An 18713-nucleotide genomic window follows, 5' to 3' on the forward strand; every position below is an offset into this window, starting at 1 on the left:
TCGTTCTGATAGGGGAACGACATGTTTGCGGCTTATCATGGCATGATCGAAGAGGTTCTGGCAGTATCGGGCATGCCGGACAAGCTGGTGCATGTGCATGTCGGCCTGGCGATCTATGTCATAGCTCAGCTCATTCTCCCAACGCGCCGCGCTTCTTTTCAGGCGCTGGGGGTCTTGCTGGCCGCCGAACTGTTCAACGAAGTGATGGATCGCCTGTACAGCGGGTCATGGAACTGGCCCGATACCTGGACCGACTTCATCGCCACGATGTTCTGGCCGGTCGTGTTGGTACTTGTCGGGCGCCATCGCCGCAAACGATGGAACCGCGTCATGCAGGACCGGGCAGGCATAGAGAGCCTGCTGGCGCTACCATCGAACCACCATGATATCGAAGCCGAAGGACGAAGCGCGCGCCCGGCAGGACGCGCGCTCGCCTGACACGGATCAGAAGATGAAGTCGCTCGCGACGAGCGGTGCGCTCGATACGCTGTTCACCTTCATCATATAGTCGGCCTTGCCGTCGCCATCGATGTCCATATGGACCATCGTTACGTTACCGGTCTGCATCATCCACAGCGAACCGGCGCCATGGCTTTGGCCATCGGTGTAGAGTGTGAACGCGCCATCCCCTGCGACATTCACATTGGCGTCGATGTTGACCAGGCTGATCTTGTCACCCTGCGCATGGGAGAAGTCGGAAATGACATCCGCCGTTGCGGCCGTCCTGCCGGTGTCACCATCGTTGAACAGGAAGGTATCCGCCCCTGCCCCGCCAATCAGGGTATCAATACCCCGTCCGCCGATGAGGATGTCGTCGCCTGCGCCGCCGTTCAGCACATTGTTGCCCGCATTGCCGGTCAAAATATTGTTCAGGATGTTGCCGGTCAGGTTGAGCGCAGCCGTACCGTTGGAATCGACGGTCTGCATATTTTCGACGTCACCGCTGTTGGCGATCGAATAGCTGACGCTGGTCCTGACAGTATCTATACCCTCGCCCGCCAGCTCCTTTATGATGTCGCCAGCATTATCGACGAAATAGGTGTCGTCGCCCTTGGCACCGCGCATAAGGTCGGCGCCAGCACCGCCATCCAGAATGTTGTTCCCACCATTACCCCACAAGGTGTTGGCAAATTCGTTGCCGGTCAGGTTGAGCGATGCGTTTCCAACGCCCGAGCCGAACTGAAGCGTTTCGACTTCCTGCCCGGCAGCCAGCGTGTAGCTGCACAACGCCACGATCGTGTCTTTGCCGCCACCCACTGCCTCGATCACCTTATCGCCCGCGCTGTCCACGATATAGATATCGTTGCCCGCTCCACCAATCATGGTGTCGTTGCCCAACCCGCCGGTCAGCACGTTGTTGCCCGCATTGCCGACCAGAATATTATCCAGATTATTGCCGGTCAGTTCGAGCGGCGCTGTGCCGTTAGGATCGAGCGCACGGAGATTTTCGACAAAACCCATGCCCGACAAGGACAGGTTGATGCTGGTCAAGATCGTGTCGTTGCCCTCATTCTCCAGCTCCTTCACCACATCGCCGATATTATCGACGATATAGGTGTCATCGCCCTTTCCACCGCGCATAAGGTCAGCACCTGCGCCGCCGTCCAGGATGTTGTTCCCGTCATTGCCCCATAGCGTGTTGGCAAATTCGTTGCCGGTCAGGTTGATCGGCGCCTTGCCCGCGCCCGACCCGATCTGAAGCGTCTCGATCTCCTGTCCGGCCCCCAGCTTATAGCTGGCGAGCGTGATGACCGTATCCTTGCCGCCGCCGACAGCTTCGATCACCTGATCGTTGGCGCTATCGACGATATAATAGTCGTCGCCTGCACCACCGGTCATGATGTCGTCGCCCATACCACCGTCCAATATGTTGCTGCCCGCATTGCCGGTCAGAATATTGTTCAGTGCGTTGCCGGTCAGGTTGATCGCGGTCAGTCCGGTAGCGTTGGACGTGCGCATGTTTTCGACATTGGCGACCGCAGCAATCGAGTAGCTCACGCTAGTCACGATCGTGTCGTTGCCTTCGCCTGCCGCTTCGATCACGACATCGCTGACATTATCGACATAATAAATGTCGTCGCCAGCACCGCCCGACATGGTATCCGCACCAGCGCCCCCGTCGATGATGTTGTCGCCTGCATTACCGGTCAGCACGTTATTGAGCGCGTTACCCGTCAGCTTAAGCGGCGTTTTGATGGTGCGATCGGCCGCCTGAAGATTTTCGACATTCGCCACCGTCGCCAGCGAAAAATCGATCGTGGTGGCGATGGTGTCATTGCCCTCGCCCGCCGCTTCGATCACGACGTCGCCGACATTATCGACATAATAGGTGTCGTCGCCCTTGCCGCCGCGCATGGAGTCTGCCCCAGCGCCGCCGTCCAATATGTTGTTGCCGCCATTGCCGATCAGCGTGTTGGCAAATTCATTGCCCGTCAGATTGAGCGATGCACTGCCAGCCCCCGAGCCGAACTGGAGCGTTTCGACCTCTTGGCCCGCGGCCAGCGTGTAGCTGACCATGGAGACGATCGTGTCCTTGCCACCGCCGACGGCTTCGATCACCTGATCGTCGGCGCTGTTGACGATATAGGCATCGTCGCCTTTGCCGCCGATCATGATGTCGTCGCCAGCACCACCATCCAATATGTTGTTCCCGGCATTAGCGGTCAGGATGTTGTTCAGGCTGTTGCCGGTCAGGTTGAACGCACCCGTCCCATTGGCATCAGCCAGGGTCAGATTTTCGACGTTCATGATCGACGCCAGCGAATAGGTCATGTTGGTAATGATCGTGTCATTACCTTCGCCCGTCTGCTCCTTTACCACGTCGCTGGCATTATCGACATAATAGGTGTCGTCGCCTTTGCCGCCGTTCATGGTGTCCGCGCCAGCGCCGCCATCGAGGATATTGTTGCCGTCATTGCCGATCAGCGTGTTGACGAATTCATTGCCGGTCAGGTTCAGATTTTGCGCGGTCGCTTCGCCAACTGCCGTAACGCTCATATCCTTGAAATTGGCGGAGAATGTTTCCGAAGCCGCGCTGCGGTATATGCCTTCCTTAAGATAAGGTCCGACCTGATCATTGAAGCCCAGAGCGCCGGTATAGCTGACCAATGTCTTCCCATCGCGGACGACTTCAAGCGTACCGGTGCCCGAGGGATCCAGCTTGACCACGATCTTGAAGTCATACCACTGGCCGCGGTTGATGTCGGTCGCGTCGGTATATTGGATGATCGTGTTGATGTCGTCGGCCGTCGACAGGGCAGCGGCGGAATCGCGCGTCACGATCCGCATGCGATCGCCCACCATTTCCAGCGCGAACGCCGGGCTGTGACCGGCTTCTCCGGTGTCCAGCGTGGACGGCAATTGGATCAGCGTCATCCATTTGGCAGTGTTTTTGGCACCCGGATCGATCATTACGGAGAAGCTGATCTCGTAGCTTTCGCCATTGACCAGCTTTTGCGAGCTGTAGGATTCCGACCGTTCCCGCGAATAGTCGGAGCCTTCGCCCGACCAATGGTCGCCCGCGCGCACTTCGTAGCGGGTAACGTCACCTGTCGACTTGCTGCTCCAGGTCGCGCCCGAACTCTGGTTCTTGAAGTTAAGGTCCAGCTTTCCGGCGGTGGCCGCCAGACGCAGCGTTTCGATTTCCTGCCCGGCCGCCAGCGTATAGCTGACCGAGGAAATGATCGTATCGCGACCGCCGCCGACATCTTCCTTCACGACATCCTTGACGTTGTCGACATAATAGAGGTCGTCGCCTGCGCCGCCGATCATCGTGTCCGCGCCACCGCGCCCGTCGAGCGTGTTGGCCGCCGCGTTGCCGGTGATGACATTGGCAAGATCGTTGCCGACGCCGCCGATCGCCGCCGTGCCGGTCAACGTCAGTTTTTCTACATGGTCGGGCAATTTATAGGTAATGCTGGCCATCACGGTATCGACGCCTTCACCGGCCATTTCCACCACGATGTCCTTGGGGGAGGACACGATATAGGTGTCGCTGCCCTTGCCGCCGATCAACATGTCATCACCCGCGCCGCCGTCCAGGCGGTCGTCGCCGTCAAAGCCGTGGAGAGTGTTGTTGCCCGCATTGCCAAGCAGCGTGTCGTCGCCAGCGGTGCCATCCATCAGGTTGGTCTTGCCGTCGGTGACGCTCTTGAACTCGCCATCGACCGCAAATTCCTGCACGCCGTTCACCGTCCGGCTGACGGTTTCGCTGTTGGCGTAGGCGCGGACATAATCGACCTTGAGCGATCCGGTCAGATCCGACGCAGGCGTGCCGCCCCAGCCGCCCACGGCCAGATTGAGCATCATGAAGAATTCGCCATTCTTGTTGAGCAGATCAGGCGTTTTCTGGGTCGCGACGGCAGTGCCATCGACATACCAGGTCAGCGTTTCCTTGGTCCAGTTCAGGCCATAGGTATGCATGGCCGTGGGATCGAGGACGCGGAAAGTGTCTGTCGTGGTTACGCCCTTGCCATCAACGATGTCGTGGGCGCTCATGAGCAGATTGCCTGCATCCCCGCCGAGCGATTCAAACACGTCGATTTCGCCGCCCTTCAGGTTGGTGGGCAGCAGCCAGAATGCGGGCCAGAAGCCCTGCCCTTCCGGTAGCGAGGCGCGGACTTCGAAATAGCCATATTGTTGCGAGAAGGAACCTTCCGTCGAAATTACACCCGACGTGAAACCCTTATTGTTCAGATATTGCTTCGTTTCAGACGTAGTGGGTGTCGCGGTGATAGACAGGATGCCATCGTTGCTGACCGCAAAAGGATTGATGCCCAGAGCCTTGCCCGACGTGCCGGCATAGCTTGCATCGACGTAGATTTCGGACTCGCCTTCAAATCCGCGCGCCGATCCGCCAGCGAACTGGTAGAATGGCGTCCAGACACCGCCGTCATCCTTCAGCGTCAGCGACGAAAATTCATCGGCGAAGCTGAGGGATAGCTGTTGCTTGTCGATCGGGATCGCGAAGTCGTCGGACTTAAGGCTCGAAAGCGTCGTGTTGCGGATGACAAGCGATTCATTGTTCGAGAAGGTGAAGCGCACATCTGAACCGACCTGCGTCCCGCTCGCAATCAAATCCTTGAAGTTGTTGACCGCATAGCCTTGCAGACGAATGGTGTCGGACCCGGACGTAAAGTTGACAATCGCATCCGAGCCATTGCCAGCCCTGATCTGGAACGTGTCGGTGCCCGACCCGCCAACCAGCACGTCATCGCCCGCACCGCCATCCAGCAATATGCCGACCGAACCTGCAACGATAATATTGTCGAGTGCATTGCCGACACCGGCCGTGGCACCAGCGCTGTTGAGAAACAGATTTTCGACATTGGCCGCCAATGTCGTCACGCCCCAGCTATAGCTGTAAACCGTGTCGATACCCGCCCCTGCATCTTCGTTTATCGTGTAATTTGGCGTGTAAATATAGTAATGATCATCACCTTGACCACCGTTCATGGTGTCGCCATCGATGGCGTAGAATACATCATTCTGTTTCGTGCCGGTAATGACTTTCGCAGTGCTATGATCCGGCATCCAGTTGCCAGGGTTCTTGGACAAGGTGAGCTGAATACCTTTGGCGTTGGTGTACATGCGATGAAATTCCCCTGATGGTTGACACGGGAGTAACATCGACAATTTAAAGTTAGGCTGGTGTAGATGGTTGACAGGACGATAAGGATAAAATCTATTGCAGTTGCGAGATAAGACTTTGGTCGAAAATTGCGCGCCCTGACTGGGCCTAGCCGCGTCCCCTTTTGCGCCCGCCAAAAATCGCTTTCCTACATGCGCATCGCAAGCATAAGAACAAAAAGCGAACATGAGGAGGATGGAATATATGGCACCCAGTAATATCATCGACGCGCCAGCCGGTTTCGTGCCTGAACTGGCCGTGGCCTTCAAATCGCCCGACGGCACGGCGACGCTGGTGACGCAGACCAGCCCCCTGCCCATCGCGGTCGCTGCGTTGGCGAGCGCGCAATCGACACCATTGTCGGGGAGCAGCGCGACGTCGAGCAGCTTTGGCCCATTCACGCCACAACTGGGCCGAGCGATCTGGCTGACATTGTCGGGCGTGTGGGCAGGCACGGTGCAACTTTTGCGGTCGACCAATGGCGGCGTCACGCGATTGCCGCTGACCTTTGCGGACGGTTCGGTCAAGGCCATCGCGACTACCAATATCAACGCTCCGGTGGCGGAAGAAACGGTGCAGGGCGCGACCTATTATCTGTCCGCCACACTTTCCAGCGGTACGCTGGCTTATCGGGTGGAGCAATGAGCATGGATATTATCGCACAGGATCTTGCGGCACAGGCGCGCAGTTTCGCGACGACCGCCATGGCGGCGCTTATGGAAAAACGGTCTGCGCATCTCTCTCCCGCCAATATGACCGCGTGGAACCGCGCCAAGGCACGGGTACGCGCTGGAGTCGCCGATGCGACCGTCGCTTTCGTCGGCGACAGCACGACGGTGGGACATGGAGCGGGGGACGACCCGATCAACAATTTCAACAATGCGCGCAATCGATCCATGCCGTCACGAGCGGCCCAGCAATTGGTCGCAATGGGATTGCCCGCCAATGCCGAAGCGGTATTCGGCGGGGGCACGATCGACAGCGCATCGACCACCCTGACGAAGTTGCAACTCTACAATCCGCAGCTCAACATAGCATCGAGCGGTACGAGCAAATGGTTCACCGCGAACGAATATACGCTGGGGGGCCGAATGATGCGCAGCGCTGGCGTGGCCACGGACTTGTATTCGCTGACGCCATCGATGCCGTTCGATACGATGGACCTCTATTATGCGGGCGGCTTTGCAAGCACGACCTTCACCGTGGATGTCGGCGGCGAGGCGTTGCAGACATTCAGCACGACCGGTTCGGCGGGACTGACCAAGGCCACGGTCTCGACGGGCGCGGCGGCGGCAGTCAGCACCATCAACCTTAAGAACACAGGCGGCCAGATGTTCCGGCTGATCGGCATCATCCTGCGCAATACGCAGGTTCGGCAGGTGCAGATGCTCAACCTGGGCTGGGAAGGTGCGCGGACGGGGGACTGGGCTTCTGCATCGGGTAGCGCAGGCTATGCGCCGACCTCCGCAAATAGTTGGGCACCGGACAAGGCGCTGGCCAGCCTGGCTCCCGACCTGACAATCGTCAAGCTGGGCGCGAACGACGTGGCGGCTTCGATCCCGGTGGCGACATGCCAGGCCAACCTCCAGACGATCATCGCTGCGGCAAAGACGGGCGGCGGGTCCGTCATTCTGGTCACCCCGACACCGCAGAATCCGGCGACCCGCGATCCAGCTGGCCTGACGACCGCTTATAATGCCATGTTACACGACGTTGCAGGCAGCAATGGTTGCGGACTGATTGATCTTCATACGCGTTATATGTCCTGGGCGTCGGCCAATGGGCAGGGCTATTTTTCCGACGACGTACATTCCCTGCCCGTGGGTTATGCCAACGAAGGCGATATCGTCGCGCGCGCCTTGTTCGACAGCTAAGGCGAGGGGCGCGGCTCATCCATAGGCTTGCTCAGCATGTCGCGGCACGCGATCACGGCAGGGACGCTTCGGGTAACGGGCGTTCCTGCCGCAATCCCAGACGGACGGTGATGATCCGCCTGACGCGCTGGTCGAAAAACCTGTCGAGCATAAGGCCAAGCAGAATCAGGCCAACTACAAAGAGGATTGCAGCCACCAGCGGCGGGATCTGCAGCTTTTCAACGACCGGCGTGATGATGTCGATCAACGGACGGTGAATGGCATAGACCGGGTAGGACACCAGCCCCACGCGTGCAGACACGCCCATCAACCGGGGCGAAGGCCTGCTGGATGCGCCAACCGCCACCAGCACTGGTGACAGGATTAGAACGAAGACAATATCATAGATCGCGCGCCAGCCCGACGGCACCGGACAGATTAACAACAGCGTCACGATGGCCGCGAGCATGGGGACTGGCAGGGCAAAGGGACGCCATCGCTTGCGATAAATGAGCAGGCCCACTGCAAAGGAAAAGGCCGTTCGCGCTACGCCGCCTGCCAGTGTACCGATCGTCGCGCCAAGATCCGCCGATCCGTGACGCAGGCACAGAATTGCAAACCCCAGGCCGCCGATAACGGCAATCACGCCCAGCACACGCGCCGTCAGTTTCGGAAATGCGATTGCGTAAGCGGCATTGGCGATCAACTCCATGAAAAGCGACCAGGACGGCGCATTGAGTGGATACAGATTGCCGCCATGGCGCACCGGCCCAGGCACGAAAATCAGCGCCAGAAACGACGCCAAAGCCAGCACGCCAAAACTCATGGCATGGTCATTGTGGGTCAGGATCAACAAAAGCTGATGCAGAATACCCAGCGAAAGGCCAAGGACATACAGCGGCCAGAACCGAATTGCCCGCAACGTCACGAAACGTAAGGACGAAAGTCCCGCCGCGATGCGGGCGTCATAGCTGTGCGCAATGACGAATCCGCTCAGCGCAAAAAACATGTCGACGGCCAGATAGCCACCCGGCGCCCATTGCCCCTGCAACATGCGTTCGGAATGCAGGATGACGACAAGCAGCGCGGCAACACCACGCATGGCGTCCAGGGCGACATAACGCTCTGCCCTTCCCGCCGTCTCTGTCGCCATCATGTTATCCTCTTATCATCGCGTGAAGCCGCCGATAGCCTTTTCCCACCAATCTCAATGGCGCGGTTTTTACAAGTGCGAAGATGTTCATCGAACCGGCGTTGATTTCAGTTGCGATACGAGTTTGCATGCGCGAAGAGCAGCTCTCTCATTCGGGGACTTTTATGGCGCTTCTGGTTACCGGTGTTGCGGGGTTTATCGGGTCTTATGTCGCAAGACTGCTGCTCGCCCGAGGTGAGCATGTCATTGGCATCGACAATCTCGACCCCTATTACCCCGTGCAGATCAAACGCGACAGGCTGGCATGGATTGCCGGGTCGGCCGGTGGCGAGAATTTCCGGTTTCATGAGGTCGATTTTGCCGATGAACAGGCACTCGACGCCGCGCTGGCCGGGGAAGATATAGACCGGATTGTCCATGTCGGGGCACAGGCTGGCGTCCGCTACTCCCTGCAAAATCCGCGCGCCTACATCCGTTCCAATATTGCGGGCCATGTCAACATGCTGGAACTGGCGCGGGCGCGGCAGGTGAAGCATCTGGTCTACGCATCGTCGTCATCGGTTTATGGCGCGACCAAATCGCTGCCGTTCAGGGTGGAAGACCGGACCGACTGGCCGATATCCCTCTATGCCGCGACCAAAAGGTCGGACGAGCTTATGAGTGAAACCTACGCCCATCTTTTCCGTATTCCCCAGACCGGCCTGCGCTTCTTCACGGTCTATGGTCCATGGGGTCGCCCGGACATGGCGGTATGGCTGTTCACCGACGCCATCCTGAACGAACGACCGATCACGGTATTCAACGAAGGCCGGATGCAGCGCGACTTCACCTATATCGACGATATCGTAGCAGGCGTGATCGCGTGCCTGGACAATCCCCCACCCGACGACGGGCTGGAAAAGGCCGGAGGCAGTTTCTCGCCGCACCGTGTGTATAATATCGGCAATCATCGGTCAGAAGAACTCGATACGCTGATCTCCACAATCGAAGAGGCCTGCGGGCGCAAGGCAGTGCGCGATTACCAGCCGATGCAGCCGGGCGACGTACCGGCCACCTATGCGGATATCTCGGCCATTTCGGGCGATCTGGGCTTCAAGCCTTCGACACCCATAAGCGTTGGCATTCCGCGCTGGGTAGAATGGTATCGTCAATACACCGGCCTATAGCATCAGCGTCGGTAATCGCGGCCATTGTCAGCTATAGGATGGTCCGTGCTTTATTCACCGTGCAATTGGGCAATAGCGGGGCATTGGATGCGCATTGATCTTGTGCGGTGCAGCAATATTTGTCATCTTATCCTGATGGGCAACGGGACTTTTTGATTAATGACCTACCAGACAGCAGCATCGGGCAATGCGCCTGCACAAAGCGTCCCGGCATCAAGTGGCCGCATCGTCATGGTGGTCGGCGCGCGTGGGATTCCGGGTGTCGAGGGTGGTGCGGAGAAGAATGCGGAAATGCTGTTTCCTATCGCCGCCGCTGCGGGATACCGCGTCGTGCTGCTGGGACTTTCTGGCCTTATGAAGGACGGCAATTATCGCGGCGTGGAATTGCGCGCAGCGCCCAACCGGCGAATCTTCAATACCGACAAGCTATTTTATTATATCCACGCGCTGGGCGTTGCCCGGCGGTTGAAGCCCGACATCGTCCATCTTCAGGGATTGGGCGCATCCCTGTTCCTGCTGGCATATAAGGCGATGGGTGCAAAGACGGTGGTCCGTTACGGATCGGCGGACTATCTCGTATCGAAATGGGGCTGGATCGGACGCGCCGGCTTTCGCCTGGCCGAATTTCAGACGCGTTTCGCCGATGCCGTCATCGCTGTAGCACCTTCGCTCGCCAGCCGACTGGCCCGCAAAGGCATCGCATCCAACGTTCATATTATTGCCAACGCGCTGGACGAAGCCCAACCATCAGGCAACCATTATCCCGAGGCAGCCAAGGGCGATACGCCTTTCATCCTGGCCGTGGGGCGCGTTACTGCGCAAAAGAATGTCCACAGCATGATAGCTGGCTTCAACAGGTTTCGGGAGAATACAGGTTCGAACCACCGGTTGCTGATCGCAGGCGGGCTGGATGAAATACGCTATGTGGAAAGCCTTGCGCCGCTCATGACAGATCATGTGACGTTGCTGGGCCGCTGCTCGCGCGAGCAGCTCAATACGCTCTACAAGGATTGCGCGCTCTATATCAACGGTTCGGTGCATGAGGGCAGTTCCAACGCCGTTCTGGAAGCGGTCAGCCGGGAATGTCCGATCGTCCTGAGCGGAATACCCGAAAATCGGGATTTTCCGGTGGACGATCTGGTCTTCTTCGACCCGTTGGACCCGGACGCGATCGCGCGGACGATGGAAGCCGCGCTACGCGACCCCGACCATTATCGGGCCGATAGATCGCGTTTCATGAACTGGTCCAGCGTAGGAGCCAAAACGCTCGAAATCTATCGCAAGATTCTGGCCTGACCCGCCCCCTGTGCTGATCCGCCACACGCTGCTTTACCTGCCTGCGCAGGTGCTGGCGCCCGCCATCGCGCTCGTCACCATCCTTGTCTGGGCGTATCTTTTGCCGACCAGTGACGTCGGTATGGCAACGCTGGTCGTGGCGGCGCAGGAAATCAGCTATACAATCTTTTACCTGTGGTGGTCACACTTTGCGCTACGCCATCTGCCCCGTTTCAGGCGCGAGGGCGTGCATCATTTCCTTCAGACCGAAACACCCGCCATCGCCTTGGCAGTGCTGGTACAGATCGCGGTGTTCGCACCGCTCGCCTTTTTCTATTTTCCCGGCATTGGCGTCGGAACCGTCCTGTCCATCACGATCTACGTCGTCACGCGCTCGCTGCTCCGCTATTTCGCCGAACGTGCGCGGTCCGATACATGCATTGGTCTATATACGCTCATCCAGGTCGGCGGGCCTGCGATCGGTCTGGCGCTCAACTTCCTGCTTGTGCCGATTTATGGCGCGCATGCCAGCGTCGTTCTAGCCGGATTTTCGATTGGGCAGGCCATCGTCGTCCTGATCGGCATCATCAAGAGCGACTTCGGCCGCGAAGCCATCCGCCCACGCCGCGCCATCCTGCGCGAGGCGACCAGTTTTGGCGGCCCCATCGCGCTCGCCAACAGTCAGGCGATGATTGCGTTGAATGCACCGCGCTTCATCGTCGATTGGACACTGGGATTAGCGGCGGCTGGCCAGTTCGCGGTCAGCTATGGTCTGGGGATGCGCGCAGCCAGCTTTGCCACCATGCTGGTGACGGCCGGCGCTTTCCCGCTGGTCGTCAAACGGATGGAAACGGAGGGGCTAGCTGCTGCCTATGCGCAATTGCGGCAGAATATCCTGCTTGTCGCTACGGTGCTGCTGCCCGTGGGCTTTGGGCTGTTTGCGTTGACTCATTCGACGGTCGATACGATCTTGCCGCCGCAATTTCGCGAGACTGCCTATTGGGTACTACCGTTGGCGACGATAGGCGGCATGCTGCGTTCCATGCGCTTCGACACCACCGACCAGGTGTTCCAGATTCGATCCCGAACCCTGTTCATCAGCTTCCTGGGGGCATGCGATCTCGTCATATGCTGTATTCTGGCGTGGGTTGGCGCCATGCAGTTCGGCGCGACCGGCGCAGTTCTGGGGCCACTTTTTGCCGCGATCGTCAGCTTCATCGCCAGCCAGCTTCTTGCGCGGCTGGTGCTCGATTTTTCCTTTCCGACAGGCGACGTCCTGCGCGTCACATTGGCGGCTGCGGTCATGGCAGGCTTTGTGTCTCTGGTGCCCAACACTCACAAGCTGCCGATATTGATCGGCATCGTGATCGGAGGGGCGATCATCTATATCGTGGCACTGGCGGCTTTCCTGCCTGCTGGATACAGACAGCAGGTCTTCCGCATGATGGGCAAGTTCCGGCGCTCCTCCAAACCTGTCGGAGACTGATGTGGCCAGAGTCGTTTTTGTCGTCAATTCGCTGGCAGGCGGTGGAGCGGAACGCGCTGTCGTCAACATATTGGCGCAATCGCGCGCGATGACCGATCGCCACGACATTCACCTTGTCCTGCTGGACCGGGAGACGGAGGCGTATGCGCCGCCCGATTTCGTCACCGTGCATCGGCTCGACTGCGCGGGATCGCTCATCCGCTCGATCCGCATGCTTGGCGTAACATTGAAGGCTCTCAAACCTGCGGTCGTCGTCAGCGCCCTGTCCCGCGCCAACGTCGCTAATGTCGTCAATGGCGCGGTCCAACGGTATCGTACGATCCTGTGCGAACATAATTATACCAGCGGCAAGCATAAAGGTCTGTCGGGCCGGATCGCCAAGTTGCTGGTCCGTATCTTTTATCCACGGGCCGATGCGGTCATCGGCGTATCGCAAGGCATCAGGGAAGACCTGATCGCCCATTATGGCGTCCGGCGCGAACGGGTGACGGCGGTGGCCAATCCCATCGATGTCGATAACATTCGCCGCAATGGACAAGCCCCGCTCGGACTGGACATCGCGCAACCCTATCTGCTGGGAATGGGGCGTTTCGCGTCCCACAAGAATTTCGCCCTGCTGATCGAGGCCTTTGCCCAATCGCGCTTTACTGGATCGCTGCTGTTGCTAGGTCAGGGGCCGGAACAGGAACGGCTGGCCGCTCTCGCTGCGCAACTGGGCGTTGCCGATCGCTTGGCAATGCCCGGTTTCCTGTCCAACCCATTTCCAGCCGTCCGTCAGGCGAGCGCCTATATCCTGCCCTCCAATGGCGAAGGGCTGCCCACCGCGATCATAGAGGCGCTGGTGTTGGGCACCCCGGTCATCTCGACCAATTGCCGCACGGGGCCATCTGAAATTCTCGATGACCAAGTCGATATGCAAGTCAGCGGCGTTGTCGATGCGAAATTTGGCGTGCTGGTCCCCACCGAGGATGTCGCGGCCATGGCGCTGGCCATCGACCAGTTGACCGACCCCACCCGCTTAGCAGACATGCAGTCACGCGCGGCCAGCGGCGCGGCACGCTATAGTTTCGACGGGCCGGTCGCGGAATATTGGCGCCGCATAGAGGCTTTCGTGTGATCGATCTGCTCTAAGCAGGCATGATCGACAGTTTTCCTGGTCCAACAGCCGCTTTTAACGCCGCAACTGTCGTTTCCAACATGGCCTTGGGTCTGAACTCAATGTCGAACAAAGTGGGCCGTTGTTTGCCACCATTGGCTCGATTCCATTTGGGATTGTGAACAAGCCAATTGTAGCGATCCGTCAAATCCCAGAAAATGATGCCAAGGCAGGTGGGTTGCGCCAGAGCGACATCCAACAGATCGCGTACAAGGGATGCGGCGGCGATATCGCGTTGAGTGGGGCATTCCGGCAAGTCGCGATCGTCAACGTCGATTTCCGAAAGGAAGAAGGTCAGGCCGATCGAACGAAGATCCAGAATGAATTTTTCCAATCCGGCTTGATCGACCCTCCCGTTTCGAATGTGCCCTTCGATACCGACGCTGCTGATGTCCACGCCCCGCTTGCGAAGTCGCTCGACCAAAAGAAAGAGAGCGTCGCGCGTTTTGCGTTCATAACTCATTTCCATCTCGATCAGATTCTGATTGAGGTTGAGCCGGACCTTATCATCGGCGCTTCGCGTGGTTGCGAAAGCCAAATCGATATATTCTTCGCCAAGCTTGGGGAACCACGGGTTTTTGGGGCAGACGGTTCCGCATACGGGTTCGTTCATGACATTCCAGTCCAGAAACCGGCCCTTCCAATGCGTTGCCAGCCGTTGGACATGATCGACCAGCAACGATTCAGTATCCTGCCTGCTCAGGCTCGCGACACGATCGTAAAATCCTTTCGGCAGGCCGTTCCAGTCAAGCATCATATGACCCCGGAAGGGCGTGCCAAAATGTTTGCCGAAAGCGTAAACATCTTCCGCTCGACTGAAATCATACGGATCGTTGGGCAGGGGCTGTAGCTCGTGCCACATCAGTTCCGACGCATGCACGAACAGATTACATTCCTGCGCATTGATCGCGCGGTAACGTGCATCTTTGCGCAACGCATCGACTCCGATGCAGGAACCGAAAAACAAACCTTTGGATGATGCAATCCTGCGTGCCGTGCCCGGCGTATAATCAAAGGTGGCGGCGGGCGCGCAACTGTCGGCCGCCAACGCTGGAAAAGGCATGAGTCCCGCCGCAGCCGCGCCACCGATTAATTGGCGCCTGTTCAGATTCAGATCGAAAGACATAGCGGGTTATCCCATCGCCATTCGGGCATTGCTGCGGTTGATCCAACGTTTGCGGGCATAGGCCAGGAATGGCTTTTCGATCATCAGATGCACTGCGATCGATGCCGCTACTGTAATCGCCACCATCGCTACAAAGATAGGCAGATTGGGGATGTGCCGCAGCGCGCCAACCTTGGATATGCGAATGAGGACTGAGCCCAGCGGTGCATGGATGAGGTAAAGACAATAGGAGCAGCCACCCAGCAACTTCAACAGATCAGGTATCGGCAACCGCCCAACGCGTTCATATTGGGTTACACCAAATATGATGAGGGCGGAACACGCCATGAATATCGCGGGACTGGCGATGTCGCCAAGCGGGAGGATGCCTTCTTCCATATGACGGCCAATTTTCCATTCCAGCCACATCGCGATAATGAAGCCAAGCAGACCGACCACACCGAGCCAGCTTGCGCGTGGCACGTGCCACCGCTCGACGCACCACGCCGTCGCAACGCCGATGCCGAAACCCAGATTATAGATGTAGAAAAATGGCTTGATGAGCGGTCCTAGATCATTGGGGTGAAGCAAACCGATGATCAGGCAACCGATTTGCCAGGCGATGAACGTCGCTACGCCGATCCTCCTGTTCATAATAGCCAAGCCGAATATCGCGTAGAATATGAGTTCGTGCCGAAGCGACCAGGATTGCAGAACGATGATGTCGCCGGGGGTCGGAAGCAGCGCAGCATCAGGAATCAGATTGAACAAATCGAATTCACGTCCGCGGCCCAATGAAGGCATGATCAGGAACATCGTTAACATTGCCGCGAATATTGCCCAATATAGCGGATATATCCTGAAAAACCGCTTCAGCAAAAATGGGCGGAGTTTGTCTTTTATCCCCAGGTCAAGCCGGTGAACATGGAAGATGATGAAGCCGCTCAACACGAAAAAATAATCGACGCCCGCATGGCCGCCATGAAATGCCATATCGAGAATGTCGCCGTCGCGCAGGTTATGAAAGGCCAGAGAGAAATGGTAGCAGCAGACCAGCAAGGCCGCCATGAAACGACCCGCTTCCAGACCCAGAAGGTGAGTTTTTGCTCTTAGGGGCTGGTCTGACATTGCATTGCTCCAAACTCGCTCGAACCCGCAATATGCCGGGAAGATTTTAATTATGACGTCGCTTGAGATGCCAAGACAGTATCGAATACTGCCTCAGTTTCCCGCGCGGCCTTTTCCCAGGAAAATCGCTGGACATTGGTGATCGACCGTTCGGCCAGATCATCGCGCACCGCATCATTTCCTGCCACCAGCATGATGGCCTCCGCCACGCGCGAAGGATTGCGTGGATCGACGAACAAAGCACCCTCCCCCGCGACTTCGCGCAGCACCGGCAGGTCGGAACAGATGACTGGCGTACCGAAGGCCTGGGCCTCCAGCACGGGCAGGCAAAAGCCTTCCATCAGGGATGTGTTGATGAACATTCGCGCATGCGCATAGTAAGCGCTTAATTCCGCATCGCTCACCCCCTCGACCCGCACCATGTCGATGTCGGTCCGACCATCCAGCATCGCGGCCAGCGCGCCGCCCGGATCGCGACCGACCAGACAGACGGTCGGACATTCTCCTCGATCGGCAAGCAGTTTGAGTGCGTCCACTACGACCCGTACATTCTTATTGGGGCTGAGATTGGCGACCATCAGGGCATAGGGCCGTTCGATCGGGCGAACGGGCGAGACATTGGCGGGGCCGATCGGCGGGGCTTCATGCACGACGGATACGCGGGGCGGCGTTTCTCGATAAGCGGCGCGCACGTCTCGGGCGGTCGCGTCTGATACGGCGATGATGGCGGCGGCGCGGCGAAATGTGCGAGCGGTGAAATGATGCCACTGTAATCGTTGCGCCAGACTGTAGAGCGCGGGGCTGGTTACGCGATACATGTCGTGAATGACGACGACGCTGCGGTCGTAACCACCCCACATGGATGTCGGGCCGGTATGGAAAATCAGGTCGCTATTGGTTTGCCGCTTGAGCGCAGGCAGTCGGCGGGCCGCTTCGAAAAGTTCGAGCGTTTCGTTCTTCACCGCGCGGCGACCGATGATTTCGCACGGCAGGGACACGATCTGCGGTGGCAGGCGATCGATGTCCCAGTCAGTGACGAATACATAATCATGACGACCGTGCCGAACCAGCGCCTCTGCGATGGCAAAGGAATAGACGGTTATCCCGGTGATCTTGTTCGGCACCGCCGTATAATGATTGATCAGGATCCGGGCCAAGGTGACTTCACTCCATGTTCGGCTGACGGGGGATTTCAATCATTGTCGCGTTTTACCAAGATCGTCAGGGTCCGATATTGCTGGATCAGGAAGGGGCCAGTGGTGCGGGCGAATGCGCCTCTTCTCCTGTGGGAACGCGGAAGAACAAGGCGCTCCTGACCTGCTTCTGACAAAGCGCGAGCATCATTGTCAGCAATTGCGAAATCAGCATGGTTTTCGAGCCGAGGGACAGGGATCCGGCTGTGACCACGATGAACAGTAACGCCATGTAAAGAGCCGAGCGATCCAACCGGCGTGCTGTCAACATAAGCATCAGTGGCATGGTGACGGCATAGAAAGCTGCCAAAATGGCACCATAGATCATGATGAGGGCAATCCAGGCGATTTCGATTCCACGTTCGCTGTGAAAAAATGCCATGATGATCGTGCGCCGATTGGCATCTGCACCCCACAATAATTGCGCCGGGTCGAGCGCCGTCAGCATCTGGAAGGCCGCGTTGCGCGTCTCGGAACTCGCATTATCGTTGGAGAAACGTGCCAATGTCGCTTCGACAAAGGGAATAGGCAGGAATATCAGCGCGACGCCAGCGATCAGAATGGCAATCGGCAAGAAGCGTTGCAGCGGCCCGATCTTGTTCTGACTACGATCCTGCCGCACCACGACCGCACTGAAGATGAGGACGATCGTGGTAAAGACCAGCGCGGATCTCCCACCAAAGGCAAACATGGCCATGCCGTGCAGCAATATTTCGGGCACGCGCATCCAGACCGGCAAGGATTTCTTGCGCGCCGAAACCAGAAATACGATCATGATCCCGGTCAGCAGCGACGCGTCGAGCGGGTGGGATAGAAGCGCCGCCGCCCGTAACTCTTTGCCCTCCGCATCTATAAAGCTGGGGATGAAGCGATGGCCGGCCAGTCGTTCCGCTAGACCCATTAGCGAATTGAAGATGAAGAAGAAGCGAAGGCCCACGCCGATCCTGTCGAAATCGGTACGCGACAAACTTTGGGCAGCCACAAGGAGGAAGGCCGGCATGAGAAATGTGACCATCGCGGCGGACAACTCGCCCTGGGTCACACCGGTCGATGCAATCGCCACCGCCCTGGCGACGAGCAGGATGGCGCACAGCGTATAAGCCAGGAACCAGGGCTTGCGCATCTGTTGCCAATAGCGATCCTTGCCAGACAGCAAGGCGACCCCTGCAGCCAGGAATAGAATGAAAAAGGACGGATGGATTTTCGTGACGAAGGAACCGCCCGCCGACGTATAAGTCCAGCCGATCATATCGAGCATAGGTCCGCCAAGCAGGAAAAGCATGACGATGCCGGCGAGCGTAAGTTGGCGAACCACTGTAGACATGTTTACGCCTTAGCAACGACGTTGCGCCACGTCACGCCCGTTCAGAATAATTTGTGTGCGATGCAGCAAAACGGGCGGTGAGCCGTTGTTGGTGTGATGGGGTCACGTCGTTTGAAGACAGAACGGACCATCAAGTGAGATTTCGTGATACGACCATCAGTCACATCAGATGTCAGGCATCGCATTTTCAACGCAAGTAATCGTTCGAATCGCCCCTAAATCAGACGTTAACCAATTGGAACGAT

General features: G+C 58.0%; 13 protein-coding genes. 7 read left to right on the forward strand and 6 right to left on the reverse strand.

Annotation, left to right across the window (positions count from 1 at the left end):
- Nucleotides 1–21 precede the first annotated feature (21 nt).
- Nucleotides 22–438: a hypothetical protein gene (locus WA070_RS00705; protein ID WP_422632306.1), complete on the forward strand. Its 417-nt coding sequence runs from the start codon at nt 22–24 to the stop codon at nt 436–438.
- 6 nt (nt 439–444) lie between these two features.
- Here WA070_RS00705 and WA070_RS00710 read toward each other — a convergent pair whose 3' ends face one another.
- A complete protein-coding gene (locus WA070_RS00710; RefSeq protein WP_422632307.1) occupies nt 445–5589 on the reverse strand; it encodes a family 16 glycosylhydrolase in 5145 nt (1714 codons plus the stop codon).
- Nucleotides 5590–5833: 244 nt separating this feature from the next.
- Here WA070_RS00710 and WA070_RS00715 point away from each other — a divergent pair, with 244 nt between their 5' ends.
- A complete protein-coding gene (locus WA070_RS00715) occupies nt 5834–6274 on the forward strand; it encodes a hypothetical protein (protein ID WP_422632308.1) in 441 nt (146 codons plus the stop codon).
- A 2-nt stretch (nt 6275–6276) separates the two neighbouring features.
- Nucleotides 6277–7503, forward strand: coding sequence for an SGNH/GDSL hydrolase family protein (locus WA070_RS00720; protein ID WP_422632309.1), 1227 nt, complete (start codon nt 6277–6279; stop codon nt 7501–7503).
- A 52-nt stretch (nt 7504–7555) separates the two neighbouring features.
- Here WA070_RS00720 and WA070_RS00725 read toward each other — a convergent pair whose 3' ends face one another.
- The gene (locus tag WA070_RS00725; protein ID WP_422632310.1) at nt 7556–8638 is read right to left on the reverse strand and encodes an acyltransferase family protein; all 1083 of its coding nucleotides are present in this window, start codon (nt 8636–8638) and stop codon (nt 7556–7558) included.
- 161 nt (nt 8639–8799) lie between these two features.
- Here WA070_RS00725 and WA070_RS00730 point away from each other — a divergent pair, with 161 nt between their 5' ends.
- From WA070_RS00730 to WA070_RS00745, 4 genes are all read left to right on the forward strand, one after another.
- The gene (locus WA070_RS00730) at nt 8800–9801 is read left to right on the forward strand and encodes an NAD-dependent epimerase/dehydratase family protein (protein ID WP_422632434.1); all 1002 of its coding nucleotides are present in this window, start codon (nt 8800–8802) and stop codon (nt 9799–9801) included.
- Nucleotides 9802–9960: 159 nt separating this feature from the next.
- Nucleotides 9961–11097, forward strand: a complete 1137-nt coding sequence (locus WA070_RS00735; protein ID WP_422632311.1) for a glycosyltransferase family 4 protein — start codon at nt 9961–9963, stop codon at nt 11095–11097.
- Between the two features lie 10 nt (nt 11098–11107).
- Nucleotides 11108–12562 carry a lipopolysaccharide biosynthesis protein gene (locus WA070_RS00740; RefSeq protein WP_422632312.1) on the forward strand — a complete coding sequence of 485 codons (1455 nt, stop codon included), beginning with the start codon at nt 11108–11110 and terminating at the stop codon, nt 12560–12562.
- Nucleotide 12563: 1 nt separating this feature from the next.
- Nucleotides 12564–13679 (forward strand): glycosyltransferase, encoded by a 1116-nt coding sequence (locus tag WA070_RS00745; protein WP_422632313.1) that lies wholly within the window; start codon nt 12564–12566, stop codon nt 13677–13679.
- A 10-nt stretch (nt 13680–13689) separates the two neighbouring features.
- Here the strand turns inward: WA070_RS00745 and WA070_RS00750 are convergent, their stop codons facing one another.
- From WA070_RS00750 to WA070_RS00765, 4 genes are all read right to left on the reverse strand, one after another.
- Nucleotides 13690–14844 carry an endo-1,4-beta-xylanase gene (locus WA070_RS00750; RefSeq protein ID WP_422632314.1) on the reverse strand — a complete coding sequence of 385 codons (1155 nt, stop codon included), beginning with the start codon at nt 14842–14844 and terminating at the stop codon, nt 13690–13692.
- A 6-nt stretch (nt 14845–14850) separates the two neighbouring features.
- Nucleotides 14851–15951, reverse strand: a complete 1101-nt coding sequence (locus WA070_RS00755) for an acyltransferase family protein (protein WP_422632315.1) — start codon at nt 15949–15951, stop codon at nt 14851–14853.
- Nucleotides 15952–16001: 50 nt separating this feature from the next.
- Nucleotides 16002–17108, reverse strand: a complete 1107-nt coding sequence (locus WA070_RS00760; protein ID WP_422632316.1) for a glycosyltransferase family 4 protein — start codon at nt 17106–17108, stop codon at nt 16002–16004.
- An 85-nt stretch (nt 17109–17193) separates the two neighbouring features.
- Nucleotides 17194–18468, reverse strand: a complete 1275-nt coding sequence (locus WA070_RS00765) for a VpsF family polysaccharide biosynthesis protein (protein WP_422632317.1) — start codon at nt 18466–18468, stop codon at nt 17194–17196.
- Nucleotides 18469–18713: the final 245 nt, after the last annotated feature.

It is taken from the genome of Sphingobium sp. (assembly GCF_049304695.1).
GTDB lineage: Bacteria > Pseudomonadota > Alphaproteobacteria > Sphingomonadales > Sphingomonadaceae > Sphingobium.

Bases quoted from the DNA above. Each gene is read 5' to 3' on its own strand.
- WA070_RS00705 (WP_422632306.1), top strand. From the start codon at position 22: ATGTTTGCGGCTTATCATGGCATGATCGAAGAGGTTCTGGCAGTATCG.
- WA070_RS00710 (WP_422632307.1), bottom strand. From the start codon at position 5,589: ATGTACACCAACGCCAAAGGTATTCAGCTCACCTTGTCCAAGAACCCT.
- WA070_RS00715 (WP_422632308.1), top strand. From the start codon at position 5,834: ATGGCACCCAGTAATATCATCGACGCGCCAGCCGGTTTCGTGCCTGAA.
- WA070_RS00720 (WP_422632309.1), top strand. From the start codon at position 6,277: ATGGATATTATCGCACAGGATCTTGCGGCACAGGCGCGCAGTTTCGCG.
- WA070_RS00725 (WP_422632310.1), bottom strand. From the start codon at position 8,638: ATGATGGCGACAGAGACGGCGGGAAGGGCAGAGCGTTATGTCGCCCTG.
- WA070_RS00730 (WP_422632434.1), top strand. From the start codon at position 8,800: ATGGCGCTTCTGGTTACCGGTGTTGCGGGGTTTATCGGGTCTTATGTC.
- WA070_RS00735 (WP_422632311.1), top strand. From the start codon at position 9,961: ATGACCTACCAGACAGCAGCATCGGGCAATGCGCCTGCACAAAGCGTC.
- WA070_RS00750 (WP_422632314.1), bottom strand. From the start codon at position 14,844: ATGTCTTTCGATCTGAATCTGAACAGGCGCCAATTAATCGGTGGCGCG.
- WA070_RS00755 (WP_422632315.1), bottom strand. From the start codon at position 15,951: ATGTCAGACCAGCCCCTAAGAGCAAAAACTCACCTTCTGGGTCTGGAA.
- WA070_RS00765 (WP_422632317.1), bottom strand. From the start codon at position 18,468: ATGTCTACAGTGGTTCGCCAACTTACGCTCGCCGGCATCGTCATGCTT.